The organism is Nocardiopsis sp. NPDC058789 (genome assembly GCF_042745575.1).
Lineage (GTDB): Bacteria > Actinomycetota > Actinomycetes > Streptosporangiales > Streptosporangiaceae > Nocardiopsis > Nocardiopsis eucommiae.
In genome coordinates this window covers 318719-333931 of record NZ_JBHYOW010000006.1, presented here as the reverse complement: position 1 = coordinate 333931, position 15213 = coordinate 318719, and the positions used below count along the sequence as shown (strand labels likewise).

The 15213-nt window shown below is 72.4% G+C and carries 14 protein-coding genes; 11 read left to right on the top strand and 3 right to left on the bottom strand.

Annotated elements, in window-relative coordinates; translation table 11 throughout:
• Nucleotides 1-11: 11 nt before the first annotated feature.
• Both ACFW3L_RS11200 and ACFW3L_RS11195 read left to right on the top strand, forming a co-directional pair.
• Nucleotides 12-647, top strand: a complete 636-nt coding sequence (locus tag ACFW3L_RS11200) for a TetR/AcrR family transcriptional regulator (RefSeq protein WP_378738899.1) — start codon at nt 12-14, stop codon at nt 645-647.
• A 46-nt stretch (nt 648-693) separates the two neighbouring features.
• Entirely contained in the window at nt 694-1125 is a 432-nt protein-coding gene (locus tag ACFW3L_RS11195; protein ID WP_378738897.1) for a DUF2000 family protein, read from the top strand.
• On the opposite strand, the gene ACFW3L_RS11190 is transcribed toward ACFW3L_RS11195, so the two are convergent.
• A complete protein-coding gene (locus tag ACFW3L_RS11190; protein WP_378738895.1) occupies nt 1100-1939 on the bottom strand; it encodes a helix-turn-helix domain-containing protein in 840 nt (279 codons plus the stop codon). The genes ACFW3L_RS11195 and ACFW3L_RS11190 overlap by 26 nt on opposite strands.
• A gap of 157 nt (nt 1940-2096) precedes the next feature.
• Here ACFW3L_RS11190 and ACFW3L_RS11185 point away from each other — a divergent pair, with 157 nt between their 5' ends.
• Nucleotides 2097-3497, top strand: coding sequence for a CoA transferase (locus ACFW3L_RS11185; protein ID WP_378738893.1), 1401 nt, complete (start codon nt 2097-2099; stop codon nt 3495-3497).
• A gap of 307 nt (nt 3498-3804) precedes the next feature.
• On the opposite strand, the gene ACFW3L_RS11180 is transcribed toward ACFW3L_RS11185, so the two are convergent.
• Together ACFW3L_RS11180 and ACFW3L_RS11175 are read right to left on the bottom strand one after the other, a co-directional pair.
• Nucleotides 3805-4803: a small ribosomal subunit Rsm22 family protein gene (locus tag ACFW3L_RS11180; protein ID WP_378738891.1), complete on the bottom strand. Its 999-nt coding sequence runs from the start codon at nt 4801-4803 to the stop codon at nt 3805-3807.
• Between the two features lie 95 nt (nt 4804-4898).
• Nucleotides 4899-5705, bottom strand: a complete 807-nt coding sequence (locus ACFW3L_RS11175) for a hypothetical protein (RefSeq protein WP_378738889.1) — start codon at nt 5703-5705, stop codon at nt 4899-4901.
• A 151-nt stretch (nt 5706-5856) separates the two neighbouring features.
• Here ACFW3L_RS11175 and ACFW3L_RS11170 point away from each other — a divergent pair, with 151 nt between their 5' ends.
• The 8 genes from ACFW3L_RS11170 to ACFW3L_RS11135 all read left to right on the top strand — a co-directional run bounded on the left by ACFW3L_RS11170 (nt 5857) and on the right by ACFW3L_RS11135 (nt 15211).
• A complete protein-coding gene (locus tag ACFW3L_RS11170; protein ID WP_378738887.1) occupies nt 5857-7620 on the top strand; it encodes a carbon starvation protein A in 1764 nt (587 codons plus the stop codon).
• 4 nt (nt 7621-7624) lie between these two features.
• Nucleotides 7625-7897, top strand: a complete 273-nt coding sequence (locus tag ACFW3L_RS11165; RefSeq protein WP_378738885.1) for a cory-CC-star protein — start codon at nt 7625-7627, stop codon at nt 7895-7897.
• Nucleotides 7888-8838, top strand: a complete 951-nt coding sequence (locus ACFW3L_RS11160) for an ArsA family ATPase (RefSeq protein WP_378738883.1) — start codon at nt 7888-7890, stop codon at nt 8836-8838. Before ACFW3L_RS11165 ends, ACFW3L_RS11160 begins: the two co-directional genes overlap by 10 nt.
• 241 nt (nt 8839-9079) lie before the next feature.
• A complete protein-coding gene (locus ACFW3L_RS11155) occupies nt 9080-10153 on the top strand; it encodes a substrate-binding domain-containing protein (RefSeq protein ID WP_378738881.1) in 1074 nt (357 codons plus the stop codon).
• A 59-nt stretch (nt 10154-10212) separates the two neighbouring features.
• Entirely contained in the window at nt 10213-11862 is a 1650-nt protein-coding gene (locus ACFW3L_RS11150) for a sugar ABC transporter ATP-binding protein (protein WP_378738879.1), read from the top strand.
• Entirely contained in the window at nt 11859-12875 is a 1017-nt protein-coding gene (locus ACFW3L_RS11145) for an ABC transporter permease (RefSeq protein ID WP_378738877.1), read from the top strand. The genes ACFW3L_RS11150 and ACFW3L_RS11145 overlap by 4 nt, the downstream gene beginning before the upstream one ends.
• Nucleotides 12872-13852, top strand: coding sequence for an ABC transporter permease (locus ACFW3L_RS11140; RefSeq protein WP_378738875.1), 981 nt, complete (start codon nt 12872-12874; stop codon nt 13850-13852). Before ACFW3L_RS11145 ends, ACFW3L_RS11140 begins: the two co-directional genes overlap by 4 nt.
• A gap of 87 nt (nt 13853-13939) precedes the next feature.
• Entirely contained in the window at nt 13940-15211 is a 1272-nt protein-coding gene (locus ACFW3L_RS11135; RefSeq protein ID WP_378738872.1) for a Gfo/Idh/MocA family protein, read from the top strand.
• Nucleotides 15212-15213 lie beyond the last annotated feature (2 nt).

The window sequence follows — 15213 nt, the reverse complement described above, 5'->3', positions numbered from 1 at the left end:
GAGGGATGCCAGTGGGACAGCAGACGGCCACCGGGCGACCGCCCACGGAACGCGGGCGGCGCAAGCGGGGTGCCCTGGTCCAGGCGGCCCGCGAGGAGTTCGAGGAACGCGGGTTCGAGGAGACCAGGATCGCCCAGATCACCGGCCGTGCCGGGATCGCCTACGGGAGCTTCTACACGTACTTCGACTCCAAGGACGAGGTCTTCCACGAGGTCGCCAAGGGGGTGGCCGGGGAGATGTTCGACGCGGCCCGCTCCGCCGCGCCCCGGGGCACCGCCCCCGTGGACCGGATCCGGCACGCCACCGTCCGCTTCCTGGCCGCCTACCGGGACAACGCGCGGATCATGCAGGTCATCGAGCAGATATCGCCGCGCCACCCGGTCTTCCGGACCCTCTTCCTGGAGATCCGGGGCCTCTTCGTCGAACGCATCAGTTCGGGGACGCGCCGCCTCCAGGAGGAGGGGCTGGCCTCGGCTGACATCGACGTCGAGGCCACGGCGAGCATGCTCGGCGGCATGGTGGAGCACACCGCCCGGATGCTCTTCCTGTACGGCGAGGAGCACGACCCGGACGTGGTGGTGGAGACCGCCACCCGACTGTGGGCGCGCGGCGTCGGCCTGGAGTACGAGCAGCCGGGCGATCGGTGAGGAACGTACAAGACCCCGGCCGGTGCCACTGGTGAGGATGTGACGCATGGAGACCACAGACGCACCCGTGCGCTTCGACACCAAGATCGCCGTCCTGCTCCGTGACGACCTGGCCGTCTGGCAGCGGCTCAACGTCACGTCGTTCCTGGTCAGTGGGCTGGGGAGTCGTGTCCCGGAGCTGGTCGGCCACCCCTATGAGGACGCCGACGGCACCGCCTACCTGCCGATGTTCCGCCAGCCCGTCATGGTGTTCGAGGCCGACAGGGAGACCCTGACCAGGGCGCACGGCCGGGCGGTCTCGCGGAAGGCCGACCTGGCGGTGTTCACCTCCGACCTGTTCGCCACCGGCAACGACCGGGACAACAGGGCCGCCGTCCGCGCGGTCCGCCGCGACTCCCTGGACCTGGTGGGACTGGCCGTGCACGGAGCCAAGAACGGGGTGGACCGGATCGTCAAGGGCGCTCGGATGCACCGCTGAGCCGCGACGGGGCGCCCGTTCGGCGCGCGCGGGCGTAGTGGCCGGGAGGCAGCCCGAGGATCCGGGTGAAGTGCCGGTTCAGGTGGGCCTGGTCGTAGAAGCCCGAGACGGCCGCCGCGTGCGCGGGAGCCCGCCCCTCCAGGATCAGCCGCCGCGCCAGGTCCACGCGCCGACCCACCAGGTACTGGTGCGGGGGCATCCCGAACCGCCTGGTGAACACGCGGGTCAGGTGGGCGGGGTGGGCGTGCAGGGTCCGGGCGGCCTCGGCCAGCGGCACCCCCTCGACGGTGCGCGCGTCCAGGAGGTCGCGCAACCGCTCGGCCAGGCCGGGGTCGTCGGGGTGCGCGGCGGGACCCACCGTGCCGCGCAGGTGCTGGCGGAGCCGCTCGGAGACCAGTTCGAGCCGGCTCTCCGCCTCCAGGCGGTCCCCCTGCCGGAACAGGGCGCCGTGCAGCTGGTGGACGCGGTGGCGCAGGAGGGGGTCGTCGAACATCGGGTGGTCCACCGCCCGGCCGACCAGCCCCGTGTCGATCTGTTCCGGTTCCAGGTACAGCACCCGCTTGCGCAGCCCCTGCGCGGTGGTGGGGGTGCCGTTGTGCGGGACGCCCGGCGGCAGCAGGGTGACCGTGCGGTCGAGGGCGCCGTGCTCGTGGCGGCCCAGGTCGTAGCGGACGGTTCCGGAGTCGATGATGAGCAGCGTCCACGACCGGTGCGTGTGCATCGGGTAGGCGTGTTGGCGCAGGTGGGTGTGGAACACCTCGGCGATGCCGTCGATCCCCGGTCTGAGGACCACCGTGTCCGCGTGGCCGTCCATCCCCGCAGCCTACGCGGCGCGCACCGGGTGACGGTCCGACCGGTGAACCACCGACCCGGCCCGCCGACCCGAGCCGGTGGCCCCGGGCGTGACCCGGGGCCACCCCGACCGGGGGCTGATCGGAGGCGCCCGGGAGCCGGAGGGGCACAATGGCGCCATGACGAACCCCGGCGGAGCACAGGACACGGCGACGACCCAGGCGTGGCAGTCGATCGGTGGCGCACCGGAGCTGACGGAACGGGTGGCCTACCGGGGAGCGGGGGCGGTGCTGCCAGCCGCCCTGCCCGTCCGGGAGCTGGCCCGGGCCACCGTGGGCGCGTGTTCCCTCGCCGCCGCCGAACTGCTCTCTGCGCGCGGCGGCCAGCCGGTCCCGGAGGTGAACGTCGAGGAGGGAGCGGTGGCCACCTCCTTCGTCAGCGAGCGCCACCTCCTGGTGGACGGTCGTGCGCCGACCCCCTTCGCACCGCTCTCCGGATTCTGGCGGGCCGCCGACGGCTGGGTGCGCACCCACGCCAACTACCCCCACCACCGGGCCCGACTGCTGGCCGCACTGGAGCTGGACGAGGGCACCGGCCCGGAGGGGCTGGCCGCGAGGGTGGCCTCGACCCCCGCGCGCGAGGTCCAGGACGCGGTGTACGCCGAGGGAGGCCTGGCGGTCGCCGTGGCGCCCGCGCCCAGAGGGAACGGGGAGCCGGGTGCGCCCGGCGGCTTCCGGGCGGCCGGGCTCCCGCTGGCGGAGGCCGCCGCGCTGGGGCCCGACGGCGGGCGCCGCCTGGCCGAGGGCGACATCGGGCTCCCCGCCAGCGGGGCGCGGGTGCTCGACCTGACCCGCGTCATCGCCGGTCCGGTCGCCACCCGGACCCTCGCGCTGCTCGGCGCGGACGTCCTGCGCGTGGACTCCCCGTGGCTGGAGGAGGACCCGGACAGCCACACCGACACCGGCATGGGCAAGCGCTCCACCCTGCTGGACCTGGGCACGGCCGAGGGGCGGAGCACCTTCGAGGCGCTGCTGGACTCCGCCGACGTGGTGGTGGCCGGCTACCGGCCCGGCGGACTCGACGCCCACGGGCTGGCCGCCGAGGAACTGGTCGCCCGCCGTCCCGGGCTGGTCGTCGCCCAGCTGTGTGCCTGGGGCTGGTCGGGGCCGTGGGCCGGTCGGCGGGGGTTCGACAGCCTGGTGCAGGCGGCGAGCGGGATCGCGGCGATCGAGGCCGGTCCCGAGGGGCGTCCGGGGGCGCTCCCCGCCCAGGCCCTGGACCACGGCACCGGCTACCTGCTGGCCGCCGGGGTGCTGCGGGCCCTCACCGACCGCCAGCGGGACGGCCGGGGGCGGCGCCTGCGCTTCTCCCTCGCGGGCACCGCCGGTTGGCTGATGAACGACGTCGTCCGCGTCCCGGCCGAGGGCGGGGGGTACGACCCCGCCGACTGGCTGACGGAGTCCCCATCCGCCTACGGCGGGCTGCGCCACGCGCTCCCGCCGGTCTCCTACGCGGGCGGTCCCGAGGGGTGGGCCCACTCCTCCACCCGGTGGGGCGGGGACCCGGCCGCCTGGCGCTGACCACTGGATAGCGGCGGCCGTCACCGCGATCGAGGCGCCCGGGCGGTCCGACCGGAAGGGGACGCGGGTCACCGGGTGGGGACGGTGAAGTCCTCCACGGGCTCCAGTTCCCCGTCCAGGAGGGTGACGCGGTCTCCCGAACCGTCCAGCGGGAATGGCTACGAGGACGCCGTCGTCGTTCGGGAGGGCCGGGACGGAGACGTACTCCCGGTCCGGGGCCACGCCACGCCCTCGTCGTCGGGGCGCGGCGGTTCCCAGCGGGCTTCGCTTCCGTACTCGGGGGATGACGCCGGGGTGGCGGACGCGGTCAGTCGCCGACCGTCTCCGGGGGCGGCCAGGCGTCGCCCCAGTCGGCCTTGCGGGCCGCGCGGTAGGTCTGGCCCTGACGCTTGGAGACCACCCGCTCCTCGATCCCGGGGCCCGTGGTGCACAGGCTCAGCGAGACCAGGCCCTTGCGCTTCTGGGGGTGGCGCAGGACGCGGTCGGCGGGGCGGTCGACGGGGTCGGTGGTGGCGGCCACGAAGGAGTACTTCTCGTCCTCGAAGCCCAGCGTGCCGAACTTGAGCCTGCGCTGGACGCCCGAACGGTTGAGGCGTTCGGAGAAGTGGCACCAGTCCTCACCCGGGGCGATGGGGCAGGCCTCGCCGTGCGGGCAGGGCGCCGCCACGGTCATCCCCTCCGCCAGGAGGTGCCTCCGGGCGCTGATCACGCGCGCGTACCCCTCGGGGGTGCCGGGCTCGATCAGCACGACGGTCCGGGCCCGTCGGGCCAGGGAGCGCACGACCTCCTCCTGGACCTCCGGGGTGAGTTCGTTGAGCACGTACGACATGGTGGCCAGGTCCACACGGGGACCGTCCGGGACGGCTCCGGTGAGCCGGAAGCGTTCCCACTCCGATCCGCTGACCGCCGGTGCCGTGGACCGGCGGGCGATGCGTTTGCCCAGCCTGATGGCGGGGGCGGACTGCTCCAGCACGGTGGTCGAGCGCAGGGACGGCCAGGCGGAGGAGGCGGCCCACACGGCGGCGCCCATGCCGCCGCCGACGTCCAGGTGGGTGGCGGGGGCGAACCCGGGGATCGAGGCCGCGGCGGTCTCGAAGGCGGCCTCGGCGGCGGTGAAGGTGGCGGGGAGCCGGTAGGCGGCGTAGGCGGCGACGTCGGTGTCCGAGGCCAGGACCAGGTCCTGCGGGTCCACCCTGCTCCGGTACTTCCTCATGAGTTCCTGGACCGACGCGGCCAGCGCGTGTTCGTTGGCCCCGCTGGCGACACCGTCGATCGCCGCGAAGAGTTCGGTGTTCAGATTCCCCATGCGCGTTTCTTCTCGATCGCCGTTACCAGCGCATCCTATCCGCCGCCCCCGCCCGGACCGGAGCGTCCGGCGGGGACCCCCGGGGCTCCACCCGGTCAGGTGTTCCGTCGGGACTCGGCCCGGGCGATGGCCGTGCGGCAGGCGCGGGCGAGGGAGCGGTGGTTGCCGAGGCGTTCCAGCAGGCCGTAGGGGGCCAGCGGGCCGGACGGGGAGTCGCCGGTGGGGCCGCCCTCGGACCCGGTCACCAGAAGGGTGTCCCCGGAGAGCGAGCCCCGGCGGGACCACCGTTCCCAGCGTTCGAAGTCCGGGCTGTACTGGTGCGCGAACACGAAGGCCGGTTCGCCCTCTCCTTCGAGCGGGGTGCCGCCGCGCGACCACAGGGTGACGTCGCCCCGGTCGGACCAGGCCTCGGCCGTGACCACCTCGACCTCCGGGCGGCCCGCACGGTCCCGCACCAGCAGGGCGTCCCGCGCGCGGGTCCGGGGGCGCAGGGCGTGCTGCTCCTCGATCCCGGTGAGGGAGACCAGCAGGCGGGGCACCCACCACCAGTTCTCACGGCGGGCGATCAGGCTGTCCGCGCGCAGCCGTGTGGGCGGGTGCTTGATCGCCTCCTGCTCCACCAGGTGTTCCACGAACGCGGAGCCGTCGAGGTCCTCGACCACCTCGACCGGACCGGTCCCGACCACCGCCGAGCGGCCCCCCGCGTCCTCGGCGCTCACGCTGAACGCCACGGTCCGCCCCCGGAGCTCCCCGGCGGTCCCGGCCATGGAGTAGGGCAGCGCGACGCACGGGGAGTCACGCCACATGAGTGGAACCACGGGAATACCCGAAGGGCCGGAAGGAGTGGTCCAGGAGAGTTCGGCGACGGTGGATCGCTGCCAAACCGTGATCAGGTCCGTCAAGGTCAGGCCTTATATGTGAGGAATGCCGCATGTTAATTTCTGGTGACTTTAACCCATACTCCGAATCGGCCGCGACCCCCCAGGTGACGAGCACGGACAGAGGGGACGCGGTGACGACTTGGACCCGGAGCGTGAAAGGTAGGCCTCGGCCATGCCCGCAGCCCTAGTCCTACTCGCGTCGGTGGCGGTGTTCGCCGTTGGCTACCGTTACTATTCGCGATATTTGGCAGAGAAGGTGTACGCGCTCGACCCCGGGTACATCACCCCGGCGCACACCTACAAGGACGGCGTCGATTTCGTTCCGACCAATCGGCACATCGTTTTCAGCCACCACTTCATCTCGGTGGCGGGTGCCGCGCCCATCGTCGGCCCGGCCGTCGCGGTCTTCTGGGGTTGGGGACCCGCCCTCGCGTGGATCCTGCTCGGCACCGTCTTCGCCGCCGGTGTGCACGACTTCGGCGCCCTCGTGGTGTCGGTCCGGCACAAGGCCCGCAGCATCGGCACCCTCGCGGGCGAGGTCATCAGCAAGCGTTCCCGCACGCTCTTCCTGGTGATCATCTTCTTCCTGCTGACCATGGTCAACGCCGTGTTCGCGGTGGTCATCTCGAACCTGTTCGTGAGCTACCCGGCGGCCGTCCTGCCGGTGCTCATCGAGATCCCGCTGGCGATCGCGGTCGGCCAGATCGTCTACAAGAGGCGCACCGCGGCCCTGGTCCCCTCGATCATCGCGCTGGCCCTGGTCTACGTGTGCATCCCGCTCGGCGTGATGTTCCCGATCGACATCACGGGTGTCTCCGAGGCGATGGGGATGACCCCCAACACGGTGTGGATCATCCTGCTGTTCGTGTACGCGTTCGTGGCCTCCCGCATCCCGGTGTGGATGCTGCTCCAGCCCCGGGACTACATCAACCTGCACCAGATGATGCTGGCCTTCGTCGTCATCGGCCTCGGTGTGATCGTCGGCTGGGACACGATCGTCGCCCCGGTGATCAACAGCGACGTCCCTGCGGGTTCCCCGCCCTGGTTCCCCCTGCTGTTCGTCACCATCGCCTGCGGCGCCATCTCCGGCTTCCACAGCCTCGTGGCGTCGGGGACCACGGCCAAGCAGATCGACAAGGAGACCGACTCCCGGATGGTCGGTTACCTGGGCGCGGCCGGTGAGGGCACGCTCGCGGTCTGCTCGATCCTGGCCTGCACCGCCGGTGTCGTCGCCGCCTCGGCCTCGCCGCTGGCGGACTGGCGGGGGCTGTACAGCGACTTCGGTTCCGCGTCCGCCGGGGCCACCGGCAACTTCGTCGAGGGTGTCGGCCAGTTCGCCAACAACATCGGCGTCCCGTTGGAGATCGGCGTCATCTTCGCGGTGGTCGTGGTGGTCAGTTTCGCCGCCACCACCATGGACACCGGCGTGCGCCTCCAGCGCTACATCGTCCAGGAGATCGCCGAGATCGTCCGCTTCAGGCCGCTGGCGCGCAACCTCACCGCCGCGACCCTGGTCGCCTCGATCGTCCCCCTGGGCCTGGCGCTCATCCCGGGCGACTTCGCCTTCGGCACCCTCTGGCAGCTGTTCGGCACCACCAACCAGCTCACCGCCGGGCTCGCGCTGGCCGTGATCGCGGTGTGGGTGACCAAGCGGGGCCGCAACCCGCTGGCCATCCTCATCCCGTTGCTGTTCCTGCTGGTGATGACCTCGTGGGCGCTGATCGTCAACCTGGTCTCGTTCCTGAGGTCGGACTCCCTGATCGACCTCTTCCTGCTGGCCCCGCTGGACTTCGTCATCTTCGCGCTGGCGGTCTGGCTGGTCGTGGAGGCCGGTCTGGCGCTGCGCAAGGCCTTCGCCGCCCGACGGGCCGGGGAGCTCCCCGAGGCCGAGGAGACCCCGTCCGAGGAGACCCCGGCCGACCCGAAGGAGAGGTAACACCATGGGTGCGCTCTCCCGCGCGCGTGACGCCTGGAAACGGGTGGAGGCCTTCCACGAGGAGGTCTTCGCCTCGCGCTGGCGCCAGGAACTGCGCAGGGAGGCGCGCACCCAGGAGGACACCCTGCGGGCCCTGCTGCTCCTGGAGACCCTGGGAGTGGAGGGGCCCGTCTCCTATGAGACCCTCGACCTCATTCCCCACATGGTGGCCGACCTGCACGAGTGGCACCTGCGCATGGGGCGGGACGATCTCGGTGGACCGGGGGTGTGCTGTTGAGGTTCGGCGGACGGCGTCGTGAGCGCCCGGTGGCCCCCGTGCCCGCCCTGGCGGAGGCCCCCATCGTCTTCTTCGGCGGCAAGGGCGGGGTCGGCAAGACCACCATGGCCGCCGCGCACGCGCTGGGTCTGGCCGACGCGGGCCTGCGCACCCTTCTCGTGTCCACCGATCCCGCGCACTCGCTCGGTGACGCGCTGGGCCTCTCCCTGGGCGACCGCCCGGTGCGGGTCAGCGACCACCTGTGGGCACGCGAGCCCGACGCGGACGCCGCCCTGCGACGCAGGGTCCGGCAGATCGGTGACGACGCCAGCGCCGCTCTGCCCCGGGAGATCCTGCCCGCCGTCACCCGCCACCTGGACCACGCGGCGGCCGGTCCGGGCATGGCCGAGTCGGCCCTGGCCGACCTGCTCATGGACGCCATGGAGGAGGTCCCCGGCACGTGGGACCGGCTCGTGGTGGACAGCGCCCCCACGGGTCACCTGCTACGCCTGCTGGACCTGCCCGAACTGCTGACCCCGTGGGTTCGGGGACTGGTGCGCCAGCGCGAACGGGCTGTGGACGCCGACCGCTTCGCCGTGGGTGTCGTCGGTGGCGCGGGCGACGGCGCTCCCGACGATCCGCTGCTGGAGAAGCTGCACGCCCGCCGCCGCAAGCTGGAGCGGGCCGCCGCGCGCCTGCGGGAGGACGCCGAGGTCAGGCTCGTGCTGGTGCCGCGTCGGATGGTGCTGGCCGAGACCGACCGTGCCGCCGCCCAGTTGGTGGCGACCGGATTCCGGCTCGGCCGGGTGATCGTCAACCAGGTCCCGGAGGACGTGGACCCCGAGGTCCTGGACGCCGTCCGCGCCCGCTTCGCCGACCACGGCACGGTGGAGCTGCCGCTGAGCGCGTCGGAACCCCTCGGCCCGGAGGCCCTGCGCGCGCTCGCCGCCCGGCTCGGCTGACCGCGCCCTTGCCGTTCCCGAACGCCCCCGGCCTCGCCGGGGGCGTTCTCCGTTCCCCGGGAAACCCTCCTTGGCCCCCTGGCCACGCTCTGTTCTTTTGCGCTAACGGAGATCGGATCATCGCTGACTTTTGTCGATTGTCATCAAAAAGGTTATTGACGGTCGCCACAAGGATGCGTAGATTCGTGTCTCAGCTCACAGGATGGAGGTCCCCCCGATGGGTTCGACGAGGCACCGGAACATGCTTGGGCGACGTTGGCGCGGGTCGCTGGCGCTGGGCGCCGCGGCCGTGGCCGGGACACTGATGGCCACGGCGTGCAGCACACCCGAGGGCGGCGGTGGAACGGGCGAGACCGAGGGCCCGTTCACGATCGGCGTCAGCAACGGCTTCATCGGCAGCGAGTGGCGCGAGCAGATGCTGTCCGAACTGGAGACCGCCTTCGGTGAGTACGAGGCGGAGGGGATCGTCGACCAGCTGGTCGTGGAGAGCGCCGACGTCGACATCAACGGCCAGATCCAGCAGATCCGCAACCTCATCCGCTCGGACGTGGACGCGATCATCGTCAACCCGAACTCGCCCACGGCCCTGGACCAGGTGTTCGCGGAGGCCGCCGAACAGGGCATCGAGATCGTCGCCATCGACCAGGCCGTGGCCTCCGAGGACGTCGTCAACGTGGTCATCGACCAGGCCGAGTGGGCCTCCCTCTCGGCCCAGTGGCTGGCCGACGAGGTCGGTGAGGGCGGCCGGATCATCGCGGTCAACGGCATCGACGGCCACCCCGCCAACGAGGACCGCTGGTCCGGGGCGAGCGAGGTCTTCGACGCCGCCGGTGTCGAGGTCGTCGCCAACGACTACGCCGAGTGGGACCAGAACCAGGGCCAGACCGTCACCCGCGACCTGCTGGCCAGCAACCCCGACGTCGACGGCGTGTTCGTCCAGGACGGCATGGCGCTCGGCGCCTTCCGGGCCCTCCAGGCCGAGGGCCTCGTGGACGACGTCGTCATGACCGGCGAGGCGCGCGTGGGCTACATGCGCGAGTGGGACGCCCAGCGCGCGGAGGGCGACTACACCAGCATCGGCGTCCCCAACCCGCCGTCGGTCTCGGTGTCCGCGCTCCACGTGGTGATCCGCATGCTCCAGGGCGAGGAGTTCACCGCGGACGGGCTCGACGGCAACAACGCCTGGCTGCCCATCCCGGAGACCATCACCGACGACACCTTCGACGAGCGCTTCGCGGAGGTCTCCGACGAGAACGACGCCTACGCCGTGGACCACGCGCTCACCCCCGAGGAGGCCGACGCCTACTTCGAGTAGGCCGGGCGGGACCCACCCGTGGCGGAGGCCGCGAACGGACAGGAGCAGGGAGAGAACTCGTGGACTCACCGCCGTTTCTGCGCATGAGCGGAGTGCGCAAACGCTACGGAGGGGTCACCGCGCTGGACGGTGCCGACTTCGAGGCCCACGCCGGGACGGTGCACGCCGTCCTCGGCCCCAACGGCTCCGGCAAGTCGACCCTGTTGAAGGTGCTCACCGGGGTGGTCGGACCGGACGCCGGGCAGGTCCGGCTGGACGGCGCTCCGCTGCGGCCGCGCGGCCCCCGCGACACCCTGGCGGCCGGGATCAGCTCCGTGTACCAGGAACTGTCGCTGGTCGAGGACTTCACCGTCCTGGACAACCTCGTGCTGGGCGTGGAGCCCTCCCGGTTCGGGCTCCGCGACCGCCGCGCCGCCCTGGCGCGGTCCCTGCCGTGGCTGGAGCGGTTCGCCCCGGCCTTCGGCGGCAGGGTGCCGGTCCGCGAACGCGTGAGCGACCTCGACCCCGGCGAACGCCAGGTGGTCGAAGTGTGCAAGGCCCTGGTCCGCGACCCCCGCGTGCTCGTGCTGGACGAGGCCACCGCCTCGCTGCGGCGCGGCCAGGTGGAGGTGCTCTTCGAGGTGGTCGACGAACTCCGGGCGCGCGGCGTGCTGGTCCTGTTCATCACCCACCGGCTGGCCGAGATCTACGCGGTGTGCGACCGGGCCACGGTCATGCGCAACGGGACCGACGTGGCCACGGTGACCGTGGCCGGGACCCCGGAGGCCGAACTCCTGGAACTGATGTCGGGCCGCCCGAGCGCGGGGACGTCGGGCTCTCGGAGGACGGCCCCCGTGGCGGAGACCGACACCGCCCCCACGGCCCCGGCGCGGACGGACCCGGGCGCCGACCCCGCCGCGCCGCCGCGCCTGGAGGTGCGGGACCTGACCGGGGACCGGCTCCACGGGGTCTCCCTGCACGTCCGTGCGGGCGAGGTGCTCGGGCTGGGCGGTCTCCAGGGGCAGGGTCAGTCCGAACTCATGGCGGCGCTGTTCGGCGCCGGTCGCCGGACCGGCGGCACCGTGCTGCTGGACGGAGCCCCCGTTCGCCCCCGCTCGCCCAAGCAGGCGGTCCGGGCCGGGTTCTGTTACGTACCCGGAAACCGGGGCGTGCAGGGCCTGGCGCTGGGCCGCCCGATCCTGGAGAACCTCGCCCTGCCCTCGGTGGGCCGCCGCGCCCTCCTGGGAGTGGGGCTGTCCCGGCGCCGTGAGGTCGCGGCCGCCCGCGCCGTGGCCGAACGCGTCAACACCCGCTACGGCTCCCTGGACGACCCGGTCTCCACGCTCTCCGGCGGCAACCAGCAGAAGATCGTCGTCGGCAAGTGGTTCCCCACCGAGCCCGCCGTGGTGCTCATGGACGACCCGGCCAAGGGCATCGACGTCGGCGCCAAGGCCGAGATGTTCGACGTGGTGGCCGAGCTGGCCGCGTCCGGGGCCGCCGTGCTGGTCGGCTCCAGCGACGACCGCGAACTGGTCGAGGTCTGCGACCGCGTCCTCGTGATGTTCGAGGGCCGGGTGGTGGACGAGGTGTCCGGGGACCGACTCACGGAGGACACCCTGATCGCCAGCGCCATGCACGTCACCGGCGCCGACGTCGCCGCCGCCCACGAGGGCCACCCGACCCGGCTCCCCGACCCCGAACCACGCCACGCCGAGGAGGGCGGAGCATGAACCTCCTGAGGGGCACCGGAACGCGGGACCTGCCCGGTCCGGTGCGATCCCTGCTGTCCGTGCACATGCCGGCCCTGGCCGTGGGACTCCTCCTGCTGGTCACGGTCACGGCCTCCGCGATCCTCCAACCGGGGTTCTTCTCGCCCTACGGTCTCAGCGCCAGCTTCGCCACCTTCCTGCCCCTGGCCACCATCGCGGCCGCGCAGACCATCATCGTGCTCGGCGGCGGGATCGACCTGTCCATCGGCACCATCGTCACGCTGTCCTCGGCGGTGTCGGTGGTGCTCATGCAGGGGGACGACGCCCGCCTGCCGCTGGCCCTGGCCGCCGGGCTCGCCACGGGCGCCGCCTGCGGGCTCTTCAACGGCCTCGTGGTGGCGGTCCTGCGGCTGCAACCCATCGTGGCGACCTTCGCCACGAGCTCGGTGTTCGGCGGGGTCGCCCTGCTGGTGCTGCCGACACCCGGCGGCGAGGTGTCGCCGGTCCTCACCGGGACCTACCGGATGGTCCTGGCGATGTACGTGCCCATCCCCGCCGTGCTGCTCGTGGTCCTCTTCCTCAGCTGGCGGCTGCTGCGGGGGAGCCGCTACGGCCAGCACCTGTACGCGGTGGGCGGTAACGCCGAGGCCGCCTACACCTCCTCCGTCCCGGTGTCGAGGGTGCGCGTGCTGTCCTACACCCTCGGCGGGGCGGTGGCCTCCCTCGCGGGGGTGGCGCTGCTGGCCGACGCCGGGGCCGGTGACCCCACCCTCGGCACCGAGCTCACCCTGGGGTCGATCGCCGCGCTCGTGATCGGCGGCACCCGGCTGCGCGGCGGCTCCGGCGGGGTCGGCGGAGCGCTGGTGGGCGCAGTGGTGCTCTCCCTCATCCAGGGACTCGTCTTCTTCGCCGGAGTTCCCACCAACGCCCGCGAGTTCGTCTATGGCTGCGTCATCATCGCCGCGATCGCGCTCGCCGGGCTCCTCACCGCCCGCGACGGTTCGGCGTCCGGAGCATCAGGAGGCACACGATGACCACCACCCTCACCGCGCGCCGCCTGACCCGGGACCCGGTGGTCATCTCCGGTGTCGTCACCCTGCTGCTCTGGGTCGTGGCCAGCCTCTACTCGCCCGCCTTCGCCACATGGGGCCACATCGTCACCACCCTGACCGTCGCCTCGTTCCTCGGTGTGATCGCCATCGGCCAGACCCTGGTGATCATCGCCGGAGGAGAGGGCATCGACCTGTCGGTCGGGTCGGCGGCGACCCTGTCCGCCATCGTCGCCTCACGCTTCATGAACGGCAGTGACGACGGTTTCCTCTTCGCGGTGCTGGTGGCCCTGGGCTCGGCCTGTGTGATCGGGGTGGTCAACGGGATCGGCGTTCTGCTGTTCCGGGTGCCACCCCTGGTGATGACCCTCGGCATGATCGCGGTGGTGGCCGGGTTCATCCGCCTCTACACCGGCGGACGCCCCGAGGGGTCGGCCGCGCCCCTGCTCAACCAGCTGGTCACCGGCGACACGGTGTTCGGCGTCCCCGGGGTCCTGTGGCTGTGGCTCGCGCTGTCGGTCGTGGTGATCTGGCTGCTCCGGCGCACGTCGTTCGGGTGGCGGCTCTACGCGGTGGGCGCCAACCGGACCACCGCCCACCTGTCCGGCGTCAACCCCTCGGCGGTCCGGTTCAGCGCGTACGTGCTGTCCTCGCTGTTCGCCGGCGTGGGCGGTCTGCTGCTCCTCGGCTACTCCCAGAACGTCTACACGAACCTGGGCGCCGACTACATGCTCAACAGCGTCGCGGCCGTCGTGATCGGCGGGACGGCGCTGATCGGAGGGGTCGGCGGCTACCTCGGCACCATCGTCGGCGCCGTCCTGCTCACCGTGCTGAGCGCCCTGCTGCGCACCATGCAGATCGGCGGCGGCGAGTGGGGGGACGCACCGCGCCAGATCCTCTTCGGCCTGGTCCTGATCGTCGTGCTCACCGCCTACGGCCGCCAGAGACACCTGCGCGCCTGACCCCCCACGACCGTGACGCGGACACCCCCCGTGCCGTCACGGTCCCACCACCACAAGTACCGCCAATTCGATGGGGAGAACTCCAACGTGACTTCACAGGTGAACGGTCGGCTCGGTGTCGGCGTCGTCGGCAGCGGGTTCATCGCCGACTTCCACACCCGCTCCTTCCGGGGCGTGCGCGACGCCGACGTCGTGGCGGTGTGCGGCCGGACGGCGGAGACGGTGCGCCAGGTGGCCGACCTCGCCAGGGAGCTGCGCGTGGGCGACCCCACCGCCTACGACGACGTGCGCGCGATGGTGCGCGACCCCGCCGTCCAGGCGGTGTGGGTGACCACCCCGAACCACGTGCGCCTGGAGACCGTCCGGGCGATCTGCGAGGAGGTCACCTCGGGCCGGGCCGACCTGCGGGGGATCGCCATCGAGAAGCCGCTGGGCCGCACGCTGGCCGAGGCGGAGGAGGTCCTGAGCCTGGTGGAGGGGGCCGGTCTGCTCCACGGCTACCTGGAGAACCAGGTCTTCGCGCCCGGGGTGACGCGCGCCCACGAACTGGTCTGGGCCCGTGGCGCCGCCGCGTCCGGCTCCCCGTACCTGGCGCGGTGCGCGGAGGAGCACAGCGGCCCGCACCGGGCCTGGTTCTGGCAGGGGGAGCACCAGGGCGGCGGGGTCCTCAACGACATGATGTGCCACAGCGTGGAGGCCTCCCGGTACCTCCTCACCCCGCCCGGCACCCAGGCCAGGGACTGGCTGCGCCCGGTGAGCGTGGAGGCGACCATCGCGTGCCTGAAGTGGGCGCGCCCGCACTACGCGGACGAGCTGGTCAACCGGTACGGACCCGAGGTGGACTACCGCAGGAGCCCCGCCGAGGACTACGCGAGGGCCACCGTGGTCTACGTCAACGGCGACGGCCACCAGGTGGTCGCGGAGGCCACCACGTCGTGGAGCTACGTGGGCGCGGGGCTGCGGCTCAGCTACGAACTCCTCGGCCCGGAGTACTCCATGTCCTCCAACACGCTGGACACGGAGTCGAGGGTGTTCCTCAGCCGTGAGATCGCCGGCGGGGTCGGCGAGGACCTGGTGGAGAAGCAGAACGCCGAGGGCGGACTCATGCCGGTGGTCCCCGACGAGGCGGCGACCTACGGCTACACCGAGGAGAACCGCCACATGGTCGAGCGGTTCCTGGACGGGAAGCCGCCCCGGGAGGACCTGCGGGACGGCAGGGACGTGACCCGGCTGCTGATGGCGGCCTACCTGTCCGCGCAGGAGGGCCGCAGGGTCGACCTCACCGACCCCGCCACCCTGGAGCGGCTGACCGCCTTCGTGCCCGACGTCGCCCAGGGCACCTGGCGCTCCGGGGTCTGAGG

Excerpts from the sequence above, each read along its gene's own strand:
- ACFW3L_RS11195 (WP_378738897.1), top strand. The coding sequence starts at position 694 with ATGGAGACCACAGACGCACCCGTGCGCTTCGACACCAAGATCGCCGTC.
- ACFW3L_RS11190 (WP_378738895.1), bottom strand. The coding sequence starts at position 1,939 with ATGGACGGCCACGCGGACACGGTGGTCCTCAGACCGGGGATCGACGGC.
- ACFW3L_RS11185 (WP_378738893.1), top strand. The coding sequence starts at position 2,097 with ATGACGAACCCCGGCGGAGCACAGGACACGGCGACGACCCAGGCGTGG.
- ACFW3L_RS11180 (WP_378738891.1), bottom strand. The coding sequence starts at position 4,803 with ATGGGGAATCTGAACACCGAACTCTTCGCGGCGATCGACGGTGTCGCC.
- ACFW3L_RS11170 (WP_378738887.1), top strand. The coding sequence starts at position 5,857 with ATGCCCGCAGCCCTAGTCCTACTCGCGTCGGTGGCGGTGTTCGCCGTT.
- ACFW3L_RS11165 (WP_378738885.1), top strand. The coding sequence starts at position 7,625 with ATGGGTGCGCTCTCCCGCGCGCGTGACGCCTGGAAACGGGTGGAGGCC.
- ACFW3L_RS11155 (WP_378738881.1), top strand. The coding sequence starts at position 9,080 with ATGCTTGGGCGACGTTGGCGCGGGTCGCTGGCGCTGGGCGCCGCGGCC.
- ACFW3L_RS11145 (WP_378738877.1), top strand. The coding sequence starts at position 11,859 with ATGAACCTCCTGAGGGGCACCGGAACGCGGGACCTGCCCGGTCCGGTG.
- ACFW3L_RS11140 (WP_378738875.1), top strand. The coding sequence starts at position 12,872 with ATGACCACCACCCTCACCGCGCGCCGCCTGACCCGGGACCCGGTGGTC.